The 16,986-nt window shown below is 36.8% G+C and carries 14 protein-coding genes; 10 read left to right on the top strand and 4 right to left on the bottom strand.

Features of this window, described 5'->3' with window-relative positions; translation table 11 throughout:
- Nucleotides 1–27 precede the first annotated feature (27 nt).
- Entirely contained in the window at nt 28–1,539 is a 1,512-nt protein-coding gene (locus CUN59_RS06830; protein ID WP_243406889.1) for an ABC transporter substrate-binding protein/permease, read from the bottom strand.
- A gap of 248 nt (nt 1,540–1,787) precedes the next feature.
- Between CUN59_RS06830 and CUN59_RS06825 the strand changes: the two genes are divergently transcribed.
- The 7 genes from CUN59_RS06825 (at nt 1,788) to CUN59_RS06790 (ending at nt 10,816) form a co-directional block, all read left to right on the top strand.
- Nucleotides 1,788–3,221, top strand: coding sequence for a carotenoid oxygenase family protein (locus CUN59_RS06825; protein WP_104387128.1), 1,434 nt, complete (start codon nt 1,788–1,790; stop codon nt 3,219–3,221).
- Nucleotides 3,222–3,621: 400 nt separating this feature from the next.
- Entirely contained in the window at nt 3,622–4,737 is a 1,116-nt protein-coding gene (wecB, locus tag CUN59_RS06820) for a non-hydrolyzing UDP-N-acetylglucosamine 2-epimerase (protein WP_104387127.1), read from the top strand.
- A 529-nt stretch (nt 4,738–5,266) separates the two neighbouring features.
- Nucleotides 5,267–5,797 carry a YdcF family protein gene (locus CUN59_RS06810; protein WP_104387153.1) on the top strand — a complete coding sequence of 177 codons (531 nt, stop codon included), beginning with the start codon at nt 5,267–5,269 and terminating at the stop codon, nt 5,795–5,797.
- A 103-nt stretch (nt 5,798–5,900) separates the two neighbouring features.
- Nucleotides 5,901–7,064 (top strand): GuaB3 family IMP dehydrogenase-related protein, encoded by a 1,164-nt coding sequence (locus tag CUN59_RS06805; protein WP_104387126.1) that lies wholly within the window; start codon nt 5,901–5,903, stop codon nt 7,062–7,064.
- 431 nt (nt 7,065–7,495) lie between these two features.
- Entirely contained in the window at nt 7,496–7,816 is a 321-nt protein-coding gene (gene trxA / locus CUN59_RS06800; RefSeq protein WP_104387125.1) for a thioredoxin, read from the top strand.
- A 256-nt stretch (nt 7,817–8,072) separates the two neighbouring features.
- Nucleotides 8,073–9,143, top strand: coding sequence for an LOG family protein (locus CUN59_RS06795; protein ID WP_104387152.1), 1,071 nt, complete (start codon nt 8,073–8,075; stop codon nt 9,141–9,143).
- 353 nt (nt 9,144–9,496) lie between these two features.
- Entirely contained in the window at nt 9,497–10,816 is a 1,320-nt protein-coding gene (locus CUN59_RS06790; RefSeq protein WP_104387124.1) for a D-alanyl-D-alanine carboxypeptidase, read from the top strand.
- Nucleotides 10,817–10,976: 160 nt separating this feature from the next.
- Here the strand turns inward: CUN59_RS06790 and CUN59_RS06785 are convergent, their stop codons facing one another.
- From CUN59_RS06785 to CUN59_RS06775, 3 genes are all read right to left on the bottom strand, one after another.
- Nucleotides 10,977–11,849: an S-methyl-5'-thioadenosine phosphorylase gene (locus CUN59_RS06785; protein WP_104387123.1), complete on the bottom strand. Its 873-nt coding sequence runs from the start codon at nt 11,847–11,849 to the stop codon at nt 10,977–10,979.
- A 214-nt stretch (nt 11,850–12,063) separates the two neighbouring features.
- On the bottom strand, nt 12,064–14,061 hold the full coding sequence (locus tag CUN59_RS06780; RefSeq protein WP_243406890.1) for a pentapeptide repeat-containing protein: 1,998 nt from the start codon (nt 14,059–14,061) through the stop codon (nt 12,064–12,066).
- Nucleotides 14,062–14,484: 423 nt separating this feature from the next.
- A complete protein-coding gene (locus tag CUN59_RS06775) occupies nt 14,485–15,477 on the bottom strand; it encodes a zinc-dependent alcohol dehydrogenase family protein (RefSeq protein WP_104387122.1) in 993 nt (330 codons plus the stop codon).
- Nucleotides 15,478–15,607: 130 nt separating this feature from the next.
- Here CUN59_RS06775 and CUN59_RS06770 point away from each other — a divergent pair, with 130 nt between their 5' ends.
- From CUN59_RS06770 to rimP, 3 genes are all read left to right on the top strand, one after another.
- Nucleotides 15,608–15,805, top strand: coding sequence for a hypothetical protein (locus CUN59_RS06770; RefSeq protein ID WP_104387121.1), 198 nt, complete (start codon nt 15,608–15,610; stop codon nt 15,803–15,805).
- A 273-nt stretch (nt 15,806–16,078) separates the two neighbouring features.
- On the top strand, nt 16,079–16,264 hold the full coding sequence (locus tag CUN59_RS06765; protein WP_104387120.1) for an NAD(P)H-binding protein: 186 nt from the start codon (nt 16,079–16,081) through the stop codon (nt 16,262–16,264).
- Between the two features lie 211 nt (nt 16,265–16,475).
- On the top strand, nt 16,476–16,937 hold the full coding sequence (gene rimP, locus CUN59_RS06760; protein ID WP_104387119.1) for a ribosome maturation factor RimP: 462 nt from the start codon (nt 16,476–16,478) through the stop codon (nt 16,935–16,937).
- Nucleotides 16,938–16,986 lie beyond the last annotated feature (49 nt).

Raw genomic sequence — 16,986 nt, 5'->3', positions numbered from 1 at the left:
TCAATAAAAGAACCACCATATCACTTTTTAACTACTACGATGCAATTTTTCCTCCAGTTTACCCCCAACCCAAGTTAATCCTATCACCATTACATAATAAATCATTCCTGCTAACAACAAAGGCTCAAAATAAATATACTTTTCTGCACCAACAATTTGAGCGCGACGTAAGACATCTACTACCCCAATTGTTGATACTAATGATGAATCCTTTAATAAACCAATACTTTCATTAACTAAAGCAGGTAAAATATTTTTTACAGCTTGAGGTAAGATAATATCTTTCATCATCGGAATATAAGCAATACCTAAGGATAAAGAAGCTTCTATTTGTCCTTTATCTACTGCTAAAATACCACCGCGAATGGTTTCTGAAACATAAGCACCGGAATTAAGGGTAAAAGTAATTACACCTGCGAAAAGTGCCGGAATATCATAACCCGTTAATTGAGGTGTTGCATAGTATATTAAAGCAATTTGTAATAATAGGGGTGTACCTCTAAATATAGAAGTATAGCCATTAGCAAAATACAGTAAAGGTTTAATTGTAGAAATTTTGCACAATGCTAAAACTATGCCCCAAATAAACCCAAAAAACGTAGAAATCAAAGTAAATTGTAAGGTAACTAATATTCCTTCTAAAATAAACGGAATACTAGCTGCTATCTCTCTAAAAGATAAAGGCGATTTTTTGGTAGTTGTACCAGCCGGTATTTTATCATTATTATCCGTAATGATAACCGCAGGATCACCAAACCATTTTTTGACTAATTCTTCAATTTTTCCGGTCTTTTTCATATCTTCCAGCACCGGATTAAATTGCTTTAATAAAGCAGAACCTTTAGGAAAAACTATAGCTGAACCAGTTTCTTCCGCATCACTAGGAATAACATTAAATTGTAAATCGGCATTATTAGCAATAAATCCTTTAGCAATAGTATCTTCCATAATAGCCGCATCAATGCGACCTGATTTAATTTCTTGAATGATATCACCTGTTTTATTCAAGAAAATAACCTGAACATTTTTTAATTTCTTGGTTGCGTTAGCTTGAATTGATCCTAATTGCACGCCTAATTTTTTACCAGTTAAATCCTCATGTTTGTTGAGATTACTACCTGCTTTTGCAACAATAGTATTTTTCGATTCGTAGTAAATATCAGAAAAATCTACATTTTTTTTCCGTTCCGCAGTGGGAGACATTCCTGCCATAGCAAAATCAGCCCGACCAGATTGTAAAGCGGGAATAATTCCACTAAAATCTGTATCTCTAATTTCTAATTGATAGCCTAGTTTTTGGCTAATATATTGAGCAATATCTATATCAAACCCAATTATTTCATTATTCCCACTACCAGTTTTCCGAAATTCGTAAGGTGGGTAATCTGCCGATGTCACCATGATTAAAATTTTCCCCGAATTTGATTGAGCAATTACAGAGGAAAATGAAAAATTAGCACAGAACAGAGAGATGGCTAACGTGGCAATAAATAAGAAAGCCATCAATTTGCTTTTAATTTTAAATTTTTTTGTGAACATTACAATTACCAACTCTTGATATTATGTTAGTTATCGGTGAAAAAAATATTTCAATCAGCCCCCAACTGCTTACACTATCATCATTATTGCGAAAATAAAAGTCCATAACATAACTCTCATAATTTACTAGGGTGGGTAATACCCACCAACCATGATTAATAAAGCGTCAGATGTTAAGGATCTCAAATTTTTATCTTTTTAGAAATCAGATAAAATTTAGTATATGTGATGGAAAGAATAAATCCTATATGCAAACAATCAACAAAAAGTCAAGCAAAAAAGCATGGGTTGGAGCAATATCTCAACCCGCAACGGAATTTACACAAACTGTATTACCTATTATCGCAGGTAAACTACCTGATGGTTTGCGGGGTACAATGTACCGAAATGGGCCAGCGCGACTAGAACGAAATGGTGTCTCTATGGGACATTGGTTTGATGGAGATGGGGCAATTCTGGCTGTGAATTTTACTGATGCTGCTGTAACTGGGGTTTATCGTTATGTGCAAACTACTGGTTATCAACAAGAAACGACTGCCGATAAATTACTTTATGGTAATTATGGCATGACTGCACCGGGAATTATCTGGAATCAATGGACAAAACCTGTCAAAAATGCCGCGAATACTTCCGTTTTGGCATTACCTGATAAACTTTTGGCATTGTGGGAAGGTGGTAAACCTCATAGTTTAGATTTACAAACTTTAGAAACTTTTGGAGAAGATAATTTAGGAAGTTTAACTAAAGAACAAAGCTATTCTGCACATTATAAACAGGACATAAAAACAGGAGAAATTTTTAATTTTGGTGTTAGTCCGGGATTAAATGCCACACTGAATATTTATAAAAGTGGCCCCAATGGCAAAATTATTCAAACAGCAACACACCAATTAGCAGGAGTACCCCTAATACATGATTTTGTATTAGCAGGACAGTATCTTGTCTTTTTTATTTCCCCAGTGCGATTAAATCTGTGGCCTGTTTTAGTCGGAATTAGTAATTATAGTGATTCCCTAAAATGGCATCCTGAACTGGGAACTCAAATTATAGTTTTTGACAGAGAAAATTTATCCTTAGTCAGTCGAGGAGAAACTGAACCTTGGTTTCAATGGCATTTTGCTAATGGTTATGTAGATAATAGTGGGGCAATGGTTGTAGATATTGCCCGTTATGAAGACTTTCAAACTAATCAATATCTTCGAGAAGTCGCAACAGGAGAAACTCACACAATTGCCAAGAGTACATTTTCACAAGTCCAACTTAATCCACTCACCAGCAAGGTAATTAAAATTGAGGAACTTGCAAATGAACATTGTGAATTTCCCAGTGTTCCTCAGAAAAATGTAGGTCAATTTTCTCCCTATACCTATATGTCAGGATTTCACACCGGAACAAATACCCGTGAGGAAATTTTAAATACTATTGCTTGTTTTGATCACAAAAATGGAACTTTAACCCAAGCAAACATAGGAGAAAATTACTATCCTTCCGAACCTATTCATGTACAAAATCGGCAAAACCCTGAGCAAGGTTGGCTGTTAACAGTGGTTTATGATGGTAATACCCATAGTAGCGAAGTTTGGGTATTTGCCAGTGATAGGTTAAATGAACAACCTATTTGTAAACTGGGATTACCCAGCGTCATACCCCACAGTTTCCACGGTACATGGAAACCTGCTTAGAAAAATTATAGCAGTATGCACTTGAATGAGATATATTATAAGCCCCTCCTCGCTTGCGGGGAGGGGTTGGAGTGAGTCTCTTGTATCTTACTCAACCGAGAACCGCTATAGATAATTGGAGTATAATACCAATTTTAAATTTTATATGAAGCTGGACATAATCATAAAATTCATGACATTATCTGCGTTTATTGGCGGTTAATTATGATTAGCTATGCAGATTCATTTTAAATTTGCCATTGTATTAGTTCAAATCCAACCAGATACCCAAGTACCCATAATTTATAATATTGATAGTTTTGTCCGCAAATAGTAGACAATAATTATGTATAATACAATAACAACCTAATTACCATCTTGGCAAATTGAAAATTAAAAGTAAATTATAATTATTTGACTAATGACTAATCAACACCGCATTGGCATTATTTTAGGAACTCGTCCTGAAGCGATTAAATTATCTCCGGTAATCCAGGCGTTTCGACGTTCTCCAGATTTTGAATTACAAGTAATTCTCACAGGACAACATCGAGAAATGGTTGAACAAGTAATGAAATTGTTCAAACTCAAACCCGATTGGAATTTAGAGATTATGCAGCGTCAACAATCTCTCAGTGATATTACCTGTCGGAGTTTACAAGGTTTAGAAGCATTATTTCACGAACAAACATTAGATTTTGTGATCGTTCAGGGAGATACAACAACAGCCTTTGCCGCAAGTTTAGCAGCTTTTTATCAAAAAATCCCTGTTGGTCATGTAGAAGCTGGTTTGAGGACAGATGATTTATTTAATCCTTTTCCCGAAGAAGCTAATAGAAGATTAATTTCTCAACTTACCCAATTACATTTTGCACCGACTACTTTAGCACTGGAAAACTTAAAAAAATCTGGGGTATTGGGAGAAATTCATTTAACAGGAAATACAGTCATTGATGCCTTGTTGAATGTGGCGGCAACTCAACCATATTGTCATATACCTGGTTTAGATTGGCATAAATATAGAATAATATTGGCAACAGTCCACAGACGAGAAAATTGGGGAGAACCACTCCAAGATATCGCCCAAAGTTTCTTACAAATTTTAGAGCGATTTCCCGATACAGCCTTATTGCTGCCATTACATAAAAATCCCACAGTCAGAGAACCATTGCAACATTTATTAGGCAATCATCCGCGAATTTTCCTCACAGAACCCTTAGATTATGCTCAATTAGTGGGGGCTATTGAGCGATCGCATTTAATCCTAACAGATTCCGGTGGCCTACAAGAAGAAGCCCCCAGTCTTGGTAAACCAGTCTTAGTCCTCAGAGAAACCACCGAAAGACCAGAAGCAGTCACAGCAGGTACAGCTAAACTCGTAGGAACACAAACCGCAAATATTGTCACAGCCGCAAGTGAACTACTTAGCGACCCAGACGCTTATACTAAAATGGCCACCGCCATTAATCCCTTTGGCGATGGCCATGCAGCAGAACGCATCCTACAAATCGTTAAAAACTATTTAACTAATAACTGATAACAGGTGAACTCTCACCTAAATACCCAAAGCTCTGCGAGTAGATTGGCCAACAACACCATCTACACGCAAACCATTACGTCTTTAAAAGTAGCGAACCGTATTAACAGTACCTAAAGCTCTTTGAATTTATCGTACTCTTTGACAATTATTGATCTGGTAATGTGTGTATAATTTCCTAATTAGGGGTTGCTGAATAAAGCTATAACCTAGCAATAAAATACACCCACTCAAAATTTTAGCTGTGTTAGTTTTTTTTATCTACATCTCAAAATTCAGCTATAAACGACTGGTGAAACACCTTTGATCAATTTTCTAATATAGTTTAGGATATGGCAGCAATTACAGTGAAATAGATTTAGTAACTTACATTGCCCAGCTACCCATTTTTTTAGGTATACTTCGCAAAAACTTATACTAACCATCATCCTTAACCGTCATTGTGCTGATTTTTAAAGAAAATTCCACTCCAAAAAAAAATGATAGAGCTTTGAATAAGCTCCTTTTTAGCACTAAATCTGTAAGGCTGATGGGTTGCATCCTCTCCCTATGCATCTGGTGGGGGTCAAAATCAGTCCAAAATCAATTTGTACAACCACAGGCAATATTAGTGTTAGGAGGTTCTACCCCCCTATTAGAAAGAGAAAAGTTTACAGCCCAACTAGCTCATCAGTATTCAAATATACCGATTTGGATATCTGGCGGTAGTCCACCACAGCATACAAAAAAAATATTTGCCAATGCTGGCATTGATCTCCAGCGTTTAAACTTAGATTATGAAGCTGTAGATACAGTTACTAATTTTACTACCTTAGTAGATGAATTACAGGCTCGTGGCATTAAAAGTGTTTATTTAATTACATCCGATTTCCATATGCGTCGTGCTTGCATCGTTGGGGAAATTGTTTTAGGTAGTCGGGGGATAAAATTCAAGCCCGTCTCAGTTCCCTCAGCAAATTCCCCAGAACCCATTCAAAAATCCATTCGGGATGGTGCGAGGGCAGTTGTTTGGTTAGCTACAGGTTATACTGGCGCTGATCATGCTAAAAATAAGCGCTAGATTCGTTAAGGAACTTTAATTTTTAATTTTTAATTGGCGGACAATTCCCAATCTTGCCACAATTTGATACCCTAGCTTAAACAGTTTTGAGAAAAGTTAAAGCGTGGAAATTGAACTTGGGCGGGGAAAAAAGGCTCGCCGAGCCTATGGAATTGATGAAATTGCTCTCGTCCCTGGTAACAGAACACTCGATCCGAGTTTAGCTGATACTAAGTGGAAAATTGGCAATATTGAGCGAGAAATCCCCATCATTGCCAGTGCAATGGATGGTGTGGTGGATGTAAAAATGGCTGTGCGCTTGTCCCAATTAGGGGCATTGGGTGTACTCAACTTAGAGGGTATCCAGACTCGGTATGCTGACCCTGAACCGATTTTAGATCGGATTGCCTCTGTGGGTAAAGATGAATTTGTTGCCCTCATGCAAGAACTATATGCCGAACCAATAAAACCGGAACTAATTGAAAAACGTATTCAGGAAATTAAACAGCAAGGCGGTATTGCAGCAGTCAGCGCAACTCCAGCAGGTGCAAGTAAATATGGTGAAGTTGTAGCTAAAGCAGGAGCAGATTTATTTTTTATCCAAGCTACAGTAGTTTCTACTGATCACTTATCACCAGAATCTATTACTCCACTAGACCTAGCAGAATTTTGCCTTTGTATGCCCATTCCCGTGGCATTAGGTAATTGTGTAACCTATGAAGTCACACTGGAGTTAATGAAAGCTGGCGCAGCAGCAGTATTAGTGGGTATTGGACCTGGTGCTGCTTGTACTTCTCGCGGTGTCCTGGGCGTGGGTGTTCCTCAAGCTACAGCGATCGCTGATTGTATAGTCGCTAGAGACTATTATTACCAAGAAACAGGTAAATATGTCCCTGTGATTGCCGATGGTGGTTTAATCACTGGTGGAGACATCTGTAAATGTATCGCCTGTGGTGCAGATGCCGTCATGATAGGTTCTCCATTCGCTAGAGCCGCCGAAGCCCCTGGACGTGGATATCATTGGGGTATGGCTACCCCTAGCCCCGTATTACCTCGTGGAACTCGGATTAAAGTGGGTACGACAGGAAGTTTAGAACAAATACTCACAGGGCCTGCCGGTTTAGATGATGGGACTCATAATCTTTTAGGAGCTTTAAAAACCAGCATGGGAACTTTAGGTGCTAAAAACATTCAAGAAATGCAGCAAGTTGAAGTTGTCATTGCTCCTTCCCTACTTACCGAAGGCAAAGTTTATCAAAAAGCTCAACAGTTAGGTATGGGTAAATAAAAGATGGGTAATAGGTAATGGGTAAGAGGGAATAGAATTTTCTCCCCTGCACCTCTGCTTCCCTACTCCCTGGCTTCCCGGTCGGTGAGCGACTTGCCCTGAGCAAAGTCGAAGGAAGCCGAACCCCTACTCCCTTAGTCCCCTACCCCATGATTGTTCCTCCTGATACCATCACAAAAACTTTTGTATCAGTCTGAAGAATCTACTGGAAAAATCTAATATCTAGCCTACAATAGAGATGGCGGAGACGCATGTTTCCGTTCACTCCTCACACCACATTCCGCCCGGACTAATGTTCGGGCGGTTCCTTATTATTATCATAAGTTTTATTGTTTCTTTGTAAATGTACATGGTTTATCCCTAAGAGGATGTTTTTGCTATGGTAGAATTTTCACCAAGCTCAGAAATATCTTATGTAAAGGTTTTTAGGTATGTCAGCAGCAGCAGTTACAGATTCTACGTTTAAGGAAGAGGTACTGGATAATGAGGTTCCGGTACTCGTTGACTTTTGGGCTCCCTGGTGTGGTCCATGCCGAATGGTAGCCCCTGTAGTGGAGGAAATCGCTCTTCAGTATGATGGACAATTAAAAGTTGTCAAGGTTAACACTGATGAAAATCCTCAGATTGCTAGTCAGTACGGTATTCGCAGTATTCCTACACTGATGATTTTCAAAGATGGACAAAAAGTAGATATGGTTGTCGGTGCTGTACCTAGAAGTACTTTATCTATCACCTTAGAGAAGTATCTTTGAAGCTCAATCCACACAATACCTCTGTTGAGTTATTCATTTACAACATCAATTACAGGATAAATATGGTGCGTCCCCTATCTTTTTCTTAAATTAAAAGCAAAAGTCTGGGGTCAGTACCATTTTTGTATATTTCTGTTGTTATCGTGAGTCCTATCAAGATAAATTCTGACACTCAATATCAGCAACGCCTATCTTTTTTACTTCCTAAATTAGCAACTTAGGTTATAATATAGTGCCAATTATTGCGGCAGTACCCATGACCTCTGAACCGTTATTTTCTTCCTTAGATTCCCTCAAAGCCGATCTAGCTGAATTAATAGATCGTTTACCCACTCTCAAACATCGTCAGTTTATTCAACAATCACTGACGACTATTTTGCAGCTTGCTGATACTGAAATTGAACGTCTAGACTGGAAAATATTATCTGCGGCTTTAGCAGATATGGAACGTGGTTTTAAATTATTTTATGATTACCGTCATGTACGGAAAATTACTATTTTTGGTTCTGCCCGTCTAGCACCAGATACTCCAGCCTACCAAATGGCAACTGCATTTAGTCGTGCAGTCTCCCAGTTAGGATTTATGGTGATGACAGGTGGTGGTGGTGGTATTATGCAAGCTGGTCAAGAAGGTGCTGGTAGAAAAAATTCCTTTGGTTTAAATATTCAGTTACCTTTTGAACAACAAGCTAATCCCATTATTCAAGGTGATACTAAACTAATTAACTTTAAATATTTCTTTACCCGGAAGTTATTTCTCCTCAAAGAAAGTGATGCTGTAGCCTTATTTCCTGGAGGTTTTGGTACTCAAGATGAGGCTTTTGAATGTATGACATTAAGCCAAACAGGAAAATTTGGACCAGTTCCTTTAGTTTTAATTGATCAACCTGGGGGTGATTATTGGCGCTCTTGGAGTAAATATATTAATGAGCAATTGGTAAAAACAGGGTTGGTTAGTCCTGATGATCCCAGTTTATATACTATTACAGATGATATAGAAGTTGCTTGTCATGCCATTACCTGTTTTTATCAGATTTATCATTCTAGTCGTTATGTTGGGGATCAATTAGTTATCAGGTTGAGAGAAGATTTATCAGATGCTCAAGTGGATACGCTAAATACTAATTTCAGTGATATTCTAGTAGCGGGTAAAATTACTAAAAGTCAAGCATTACCCCAAGAAGGACAAGATGAAACTTCTGATTTACCACGATTAGTATTATATTTCAATCAGCGAGATTTAGGCCGTTTGTATCAAATGATTGGCATGATTAATCAAGTGGGAACGTGCAGTCTAGAGGAAGCAGCACATCCAGAAAGAAAGTAAACTATACTAATTTATGAATTAGCCAAAATATACAAAAAACATTAACCAGGAGAGAACTTTATTTTTGAGCAATAAGACTGGCACTATCACAATTGATATTACTCAAAAATATGAAATCTGTTGCATTCTGCTGTGATTAGTATTTCTGACTCCTGGCTGTTGATTCGCTCAACCCTAAATTCTGACTTCATCAGAACTAAATACTGATAAATATAATCAGGCTCGTATATTAGTAAAAGTTGCGAAGAAAAGAGAAAACGTCAAATTAACAATTGTCTGATTTTGAGGTTTACGCCGATAAAATTGAGGACAAATTTAACAAATTACCCATTACCCTATCGAGGAATTTCACTATGCTGGAACTATTAGGATCAGGTTTGTTTTCCTTATGTTTAGAAATGGCTAAGATGCAGCTTCAACCTCTACAAGCCTTAAATGTATTAGCTTGGCAAGGTAGCCCTAGTGTTGTTCTTGTACCTGATCCTAGTCCTACAGCAGCTATGACAGTACAAGAATATCTGCGGAATTTAATTTCATCACAATTGATTGATTCAAGTCTCGTATCATCTCAGGGTATTTGGTTACAGTCAGGTGCAATGTTAATGGCTAATCATCAAGGAACTATACCTTTACCGGCCGCTTCTTTAACTAAAGTTGCTACTTCCTTAGCAGCTTTTAAAGCTTGGGGACCCAATCATCAATTTGAAACTTTCGTTAGTACCAATGGCAAGTTAGTAGATGGGGTGATACAAGGTGATTTAGTAATTACTGGTACTGGTGATCCGATGTTTGTTTGGCAAGAAGCGATCGCTTTAGGTAATACTCTCAATCAAATAGGTGTTAAAAAAGTGAAGGGCAATTTGATTATTAATGGTGCTTTTGCCATGAATTTTCAAAGCCATCGTTCTTTAGCTGGGGAACTTCTGAAACAAGCATTAAATCGTGAAAATTGGTCTGGTACTATTAGTTCCCATTACTCTAGGATGCCTTCTGAAACTGCTAGACCAAAAATAAATATTACTGGTGATGTCAAGGTAGAAAAAGAAGTCAAATTAGGACAAACTTTACTGGTACGCCATCTTTCCTTACCTTTACAAAAAATCATTAAGGAAATGAATGTTTTCAGTAATAACTATATTGCCCAAATGTTAGCTGATAATATGGGTGGAGCAGATGCGGTTAGTAGTATAGCATCACAATTAGCCAGAGTTCCCAAGTCCGAAATTCTTCTGATTAATGGTTCTGGTTTAGGTACAGAAAATCAGATTTCTCCTAGAGCAGTATCCGCTATGTTTATGGCATTGCAACGGGAAGCTAGTCTTTATCAATTGACTTTAGCTGATTTATTTCCTACCTCTGGACTAGATCATAGAGGTACAATTCATTCCCGCCATATGCCAAAAGCAACTGTGATGAAAACAGGTACTCTCAATAATGTTAGTGCTTTAGCTGGAGTTGTTCCCACACGCGATCGCGGTTTAGTTTGGTTTACTATTATTAATCGTGGTTCAAATATATCCGCTTTTCGGGATGCACAAGATAGACTTTTACAAAATTTAGAAAAAGAATTAGAAGTATCTACGGATATTCATGCTCCTCTAGTCCCTCATTTAGATAATTCTCTACCTGTCTATGGTGCAGCTAATCGCAATGAAATTTTATATGAAGGTTAGTTAAGGTTGTGCATAAACGATTCCTAGTTTCCGTAAATTTGATCAACAACGGAAATTAGCGAGTTCTATTCTCGCAAATACCCTGGCGAATGTATCATGAGATGGAATTGCCCGCAGATCAAGATGCAGAAAATGGGGCAATAATTACCCCTTGCCCCCTTTACAAATATTTATCTAACAATAAACCCAGCTTTTCCTTTGTTGCTATCGGTGCTTTCTCCAAATTTGTCAAAATCGCATACTTTAAAGCCGAATGAGCATCACTAGCAGGGGGGTTTGCACTCAACCGCTTCACAGTTTCTTTAATAACTTCCTGAGCATTTACCGCATTCTTGTGTAAATTCCCAATCACCATTTCCACCGTTACACTATCATGATCGGGATGCCAGCAATCATAATCCGTCACCAGCGCCAAGGTTGCATAGGCAATTTCCGCTTCCCGTGCTAGCTTCGCTTCCGGTAAATTAGTCATCCCAATTACCGTTGCATCCCAACTGCGATAGAGATGAGATTCAGCTTTAGTGGAAAATGCGGGGCCTTCCATACATACGTAAGTCCCACCATGATGTAAAGTTACATCTGGTAAATTTAAAGCAGCGATCGCCTCTGCCAAAATACTGGCTAAATGTTTACAAATCGGCTCACCAAAGGCAATATGAGCTACAATACCCTCACCAAAAAACGTTGACACTCGGCTTTTCGTCCTGTCAATAAACTGATCGGGAATCACCATATCTAAGGGTTTAGCTTCAGCTTTCAAAGAACCCACAGCACTTGCAGATATTAAGTATTCTACCCCTAATTGCTTCATGGCGTAAATATTAGCCCGAAACGGCAACTCCGAAGGTAACAACGTATGATTACGACCATGACGCGCTAAAAAAGCTACTCTAGTTTCTTCCAAAGTTCCGATAATTATCGCATCTGAGGGTGAACCAAAAGGTGTAGAAATTTCTATTTCTTCCACATCTTTTAGTGCTTCCATCTTATACAACCCACTACCACCAATAATTCCAATCTTAGCTATCGTCATAATTATCAACCTTGTGATTAATTGCCTTATTAGTAATTTTACTGGAAATATGTCTATTGATAGAGGCACAAAATCTAGAAATACTGATTTTTAATAATTCAATAGAGATCCGAGTACAAAAAATATCTAAATCAATATATCTTAGTTTTATAGGCGATCAGAAAAATAAAGATTTGGTGAAGAATATTTTTCTCTAAATTTAGGAATCTTCAATTTATTTAAGATAAATCAATAAATTCAATCCGGGAATTGTCCGCGAGAGAGTCCAACCAGCTAACACAATATAAAGTAAACCTAAACTCCATTGATACCAAGCAAGTGCAGAAATAATTCCTGGTAAATGTTCATCTCGTAAACGAATATCATTAAATCCTAATCTCACCCAATTATTTAAACTAAAATCATAATAATTTAACCAATTCCAGCGTTTATCCCACAGTAGTGGCATATATCTTTCTCGAAAACTGGGATTTCTAGGAATAACCGGTAATCTCCCAATTAATAATCTTAACTGTCTTAAAGTTCCATCTTCTCGAAAATAGGAAATATCCATTAAATCATGATAGCGTCCTTGTTGATAAAGTTGCCATACTAAAATTGCTGGGATAGGAACAATAATTAATAATACACACAGTAAAGTTAACCAAGGATTACCAGAATTACGAAAAATAGCCAACACACTACCAGATATTAAACAGATAAAACTAGATAATATACAAAGACTTTCATAATATCGAGGAACAATAGGAACAGGAGACAAACGACGATAGCGATCAACTAACCAAAATAATACACCAAAACAGGAAATAACTACACCACCGACTCCAAAAACTAACCAAAAGTTAGTACCATAACCACTTATTAATAATAATAAACTTAATAACAACCAACTTAAAAATTTAACTATCCAACCACTGAAAACCATTGGTTCAGTTGCGATAATTTTATCATTTAATTTATTATATATTTCTAAATCCACATCTGGTAAAATTAGTAACTCACTAATATTCCGAAAATGTTGAATTTGACGATATTTGCTAATTTCAATGGCTTGAGTTTCCGAAAAACCTAAATTTATCAACCTATTAATAGAAGCAGTATTAATATTCACAGCTACTAACCGATGACTTAATTCAATTAACCTTAAACGTTGTTTAGTATATTCTAACTGATTTGCGTCACTTACCTGTTGCTGAAGACGGAAATTTTGACTTAAATTCCGCAAAATATTTTGATTACCTTGTAATGTTGGGACAATCAACTTTTTCCCAATTTCCCCCACATTACCTAAAATTTTTGCTTGATTAGAATTAAACACCAAACCAGCAACATTTAAAAAAGCTGTTTCTGCAAATTTGACATCACTAAAATCAGCTTGATTCAAAATACTTGCACCTTGCAAATCTACAAATTGATTAAACTCAGCTTCTCTAAAAATTAGAGCTTGTTTAAAAATAGTATCTTTCATTAATAAAGCTGCATGAAAATCAACCTTATTGAAATTTACTTGATTATTAAAAGTAACATTAGAAAAATCAACTTTTTTTTGCAAAAAGCTACTATTAAATTTTACGATCTGTTGAAACTTCCCTTGAGTAAATTTTACATCATCACAAAAAATATTACCTTGAAAATTAGCAGATTCTATAAAGTTTACATTTTGAAAATTAGCCTTATCAAAAAAAATACTCCCTTGAAAACTAGTAAGGGCGTGAAAAATAGCACCATTAAAATTTACAGTTCGACTAAATCTAGATTCATCCCAATTAGTAGGTTTTAAAAAATTTGCTCCTTGAAAATTTACAGATTGAAGAAAGAACGTATTAGGAAATTTTACTTCCCCATTAAAACGACTGTCAACCATAATTAAAGCACCACGAAATACAGCAATATTGCTAGAATTATTTGACTTATTACCTAACAAAGATTTACAATCTTTAGAATTAGGAAAATCTAATGCTAAAGATTGCAAACATACAGAATGAAGACTTTCTAACTGTTCCCGTTCAGTAGGTGTAAAAAGTTGAGCTATACCTTGAGCATAAAGAGGAGTTCTTAAACCTAAATCACTCCCATAAAAATCACCTTCAATGATAGAATTACTCAAATCTAAACCTAAAGGTTTTGCACCTGTTTTTTGCAATTCTTTTCTCAGTAATTGGTAAAAACTATCCCGAAACATAGTATTTTCAGAACGTAAATTAATCACCATTTTCCTTAAATCTACAGTTAAATTACCATCTTTTAAAATAGGTGATTTAACCCTTTCTTGTAACAATTCTAAGGTTAAAATGATAGGTTCATTTTGTTCTGTTGGTGCTGCAAAAGTAGGAACAGGAAATAAAAATATAGTTAATATGCAAAGAAGTCCAATTAGTACGGATTTAGAAATCAGACTTTTTCCTAATACCGCACCAAAGGATTTTATTTGTTTAACAGTGTTTTTTATGTAATAAACTTGGGGAAATTTCCATTTTTGTAAATAGCTCAACAAATTTTATATTTACTCCTATCCTAATATTAAATTACCTAAATTTTTAATCACGTTCGCGTAGCGTGCCGTAAGGCATACCACAGAGGCACAGAGAACACAGAGAAAAACATCTGTAATCTTTTAGCTGGAAGGGAGTAGTTATTAATTCAATAAAACGAGTTTACCCTGAACAGAACCAGACTCAATTACAGCGTGTGCTTTTGCTGCTTCTGCTAAAGGAAAAGTTTGACTAACTTCAATTGTTAGCTTACCTGCATCTATCCAATTAGCGCACTGTTGAAGAATTTCTCCATGATGTATTAATGCTTCCACATTTCCTAATAACATTGGTGTCAGCATTAACTCTAAACCAATGCGGAGATTTCTATTTCTCGCAACCTTCCAAACAGTATTAGCTTTCGGTTCAAGAATAGTGACAATATCTCCATAAACTCGCACTGCGGGAAAAGATTTTTCAAAAGTATCACCACCAATAGTATCAAAAACTAAATCTACACCTTCACCATTAGTCCATTCTAATGCAGATGTTGCAAAATCAGTTTCTTGATAAAAAATTACTTTATCCGCACCCAGTTTAGTCACAAAATTAGCCTTTTCTGGAGAACTTACCGTAGTTGCTACCTCTGCACCTTTGAGTTTAGCTAGTTGAATAGCTACATGACCAACACCACCAGCACCGGCATGAATTAATACCTTTTCTCCTGGTTCAAGTCTTCCCCTTTCATATAAAGCTTCCCAAGCAGTGATTAAAACTAGAGGTGCTGCTGCTGCTTGTGCAAAAGAAATAGATTTAGGTTTAAAGGCAACAAATCTTTCATCAACAATGGTATATTCAGCATAATTTCCTGCATTTCCTCCCAAACCACCATAGCAAAAATATACTTCATCACCAACATGAAATTTTTCAACATCACTACCCACAGCTTCCACTATCCCCGCACCATCACATCCTAAAATAGCGGGCATTTGCTCAGGGTAAAATGTCCCCCGTTGACGTAATTTAGTATCAATAGGGTTAACACCAGCCGCTAATATCTGAACTAAAATTTCTTTATTTGTTGGTATAGGTTGGGGAACTTCTTGTAACTCTAAAACATCCGGTTTACCTGCTGCTGTCATTAATATCGCTTTCATTGTTTTTCTCCTCAATATACTTCTTTAACTACAACTACAAAAATCAATAACCATCAGTTTAAAATTAAACCTGTGACTACAGAAGCCGAGATAAAAAATTTTTTTGCTGTCCCTACTAGAATATATCAAAATGATCCCAATTGGGTGCAACCTCTCAGAAGTAGTATTACTAAACTTACAATCTGGTGTTACATTCCGATATCTTCGCACCAAAGACCCAGAATTTTTAGCAGGCACTCGCAGTTTATACCATCTATTTACTAAAGCTTTTGCTAATAATTGGAGTTCTACTCCTCGCAATGAAGAAGAATTTTTAGAAGAAGCTTAATTTATTTAGGAATGCAAGGAGGAAATAGTAAATATAAAACAGCAGAACTTTCTTGGGTATGGGAAGATCACCCATACTACCAATTATTTCACGTATGAATAGAGATTACGTGAGATAAGATTTGAAAATTTCTCTTTGTTCTCTACCTCCGCGCTCTCTGCGTCTCTGTGGTTCGTTATATCATTCAAAAATCTAATACAATTGCCATATATCTTTTTCTTCTCTTCCTTCTTCGTGTACTTCGTTACTTCGTGGTTTATTTAATATGAAAATATTTATGGTGGAAATGGATTTACAGCTTCGCATTTAGTCAAAACATTAGAAAATCAAGGACATACAATTAAATATTTAGTGCGAAAAACAAGTGATTTATCAAGATTAAATAACCGTAACATAGAACTAATATATGGAGAAATTACAGACTCCTTGCAGCAGTGGTTCGTCATCGCTCTTGGATAATGTTTTAAAGTGGTTGGTGATGTATCAAAAACTCAGCCAACCATTATTATTCCCTGTTCCCTGATTTTTCCCGGTCAGTCATGACTAATGAAATAAATACGCTACACTCATGTTAGGGGCGAACTAATGCCAGTTCGCCACAATACTTCTTGGAAGATATCCCTATCGCCAGAAGTGGGTTAAAGCCCACTTTTTTTTATTGAATTTTCCCATGACTCATCCTTTAATACCACAAATTATTGATTTAGCCTCACCAGTAGCAGCAGAACTAGGATTAGAAATTGTTGGCGCTGTTTTTCACACAAACCAACGTCCCCCAGTCTTGCGGGTAGATATCTGTAATCCTCTACAGGACATTGGTTTGGATGATTGTGAAAGGATGAGCCGTGCCTTAGAAGCTTCATTAGACGCGGCAGAGATTATTCCAGACGCTTATGTATTGGAAGTATCCAGTCCTGGTATTTCGCGGCAACTGGTAACAGACAGGGAATTTATTTCCTTCAAAGGATTTCCTGTCATCATTTCCACTTCCCCACCCTACGAACAACAGCAAGAGTGGATAGGCCAATTAGTTCGCCGGGATGAGACTACAGTTTACCTCAATCAAAAAGGTCGTGTAGTAGAAATTCCTCGTAATCTCATCACTACAGTACAACTGGATGAGCGTCGCTAATCATTTGAGATTTTAGACATTGGATTAGGGACTGGTAACTGGTAATTGG

Source organism: Cuspidothrix issatschenkoi CHARLIE-1 (genome assembly GCF_002934005.1).
Taxonomy (GTDB): Bacteria; Cyanobacteriota; Cyanobacteriia; order Cyanobacteriales; family Nostocaceae; genus Cuspidothrix; species Cuspidothrix issatschenkoi.
This window is presented reverse-complemented; position numbering and strand designations above follow the sequence as displayed.

Excerpts from the sequence above, each read along its gene's own strand:
- CUN59_RS06830 (WP_243406889.1), bottom strand. The coding sequence starts at position 1,539 with ATGTTCACAAAAAAATTTAAAATTAAAAGCAAATTGATGGCTTTCTTA.
- CUN59_RS06825 (WP_104387128.1), top strand. The coding sequence starts at position 1,788 with ATGCAAACAATCAACAAAAAGTCAAGCAAAAAAGCATGGGTTGGAGCA.
- wecB (WP_104387127.1), top strand. The coding sequence starts at position 3,622 with ATGACTAATCAACACCGCATTGGCATTATTTTAGGAACTCGTCCTGAA.
- CUN59_RS06810 (WP_104387153.1), top strand. The coding sequence starts at position 5,267 with ATGGGTTGCATCCTCTCCCTATGCATCTGGTGGGGGTCAAAATCAGTC.
- trxA (WP_104387125.1), top strand. The coding sequence starts at position 7,496 with ATGTCAGCAGCAGCAGTTACAGATTCTACGTTTAAGGAAGAGGTACTG.
- CUN59_RS06795 (WP_104387152.1), top strand. The coding sequence starts at position 8,073 with ATGACCTCTGAACCGTTATTTTCTTCCTTAGATTCCCTCAAAGCCGAT.
- CUN59_RS06790 (WP_104387124.1), top strand. The coding sequence starts at position 9,497 with ATGCTGGAACTATTAGGATCAGGTTTGTTTTCCTTATGTTTAGAAATG.
- CUN59_RS06785 (WP_104387123.1), bottom strand. The coding sequence starts at position 11,849 with ATGACGATAGCTAAGATTGGAATTATTGGTGGTAGTGGGTTGTATAAG.
- CUN59_RS06780 (WP_243406890.1), bottom strand. The coding sequence starts at position 14,061 with ATGGTGATTAATTTACGTTCTGAAAATACTATGTTTCGGGATAGTTTT.
- CUN59_RS06775 (WP_104387122.1), bottom strand. The coding sequence starts at position 15,477 with ATGAAAGCGATATTAATGACAGCAGCAGGTAAACCGGATGTTTTAGAG.
- CUN59_RS06770 (WP_104387121.1), top strand. The coding sequence starts at position 15,608 with ATGATCCCAATTGGGTGCAACCTCTCAGAAGTAGTATTACTAAACTTA.
- rimP (WP_104387119.1), top strand. The coding sequence starts at position 16,476 with ATGACTCATCCTTTAATACCACAAATTATTGATTTAGCCTCACCAGTA.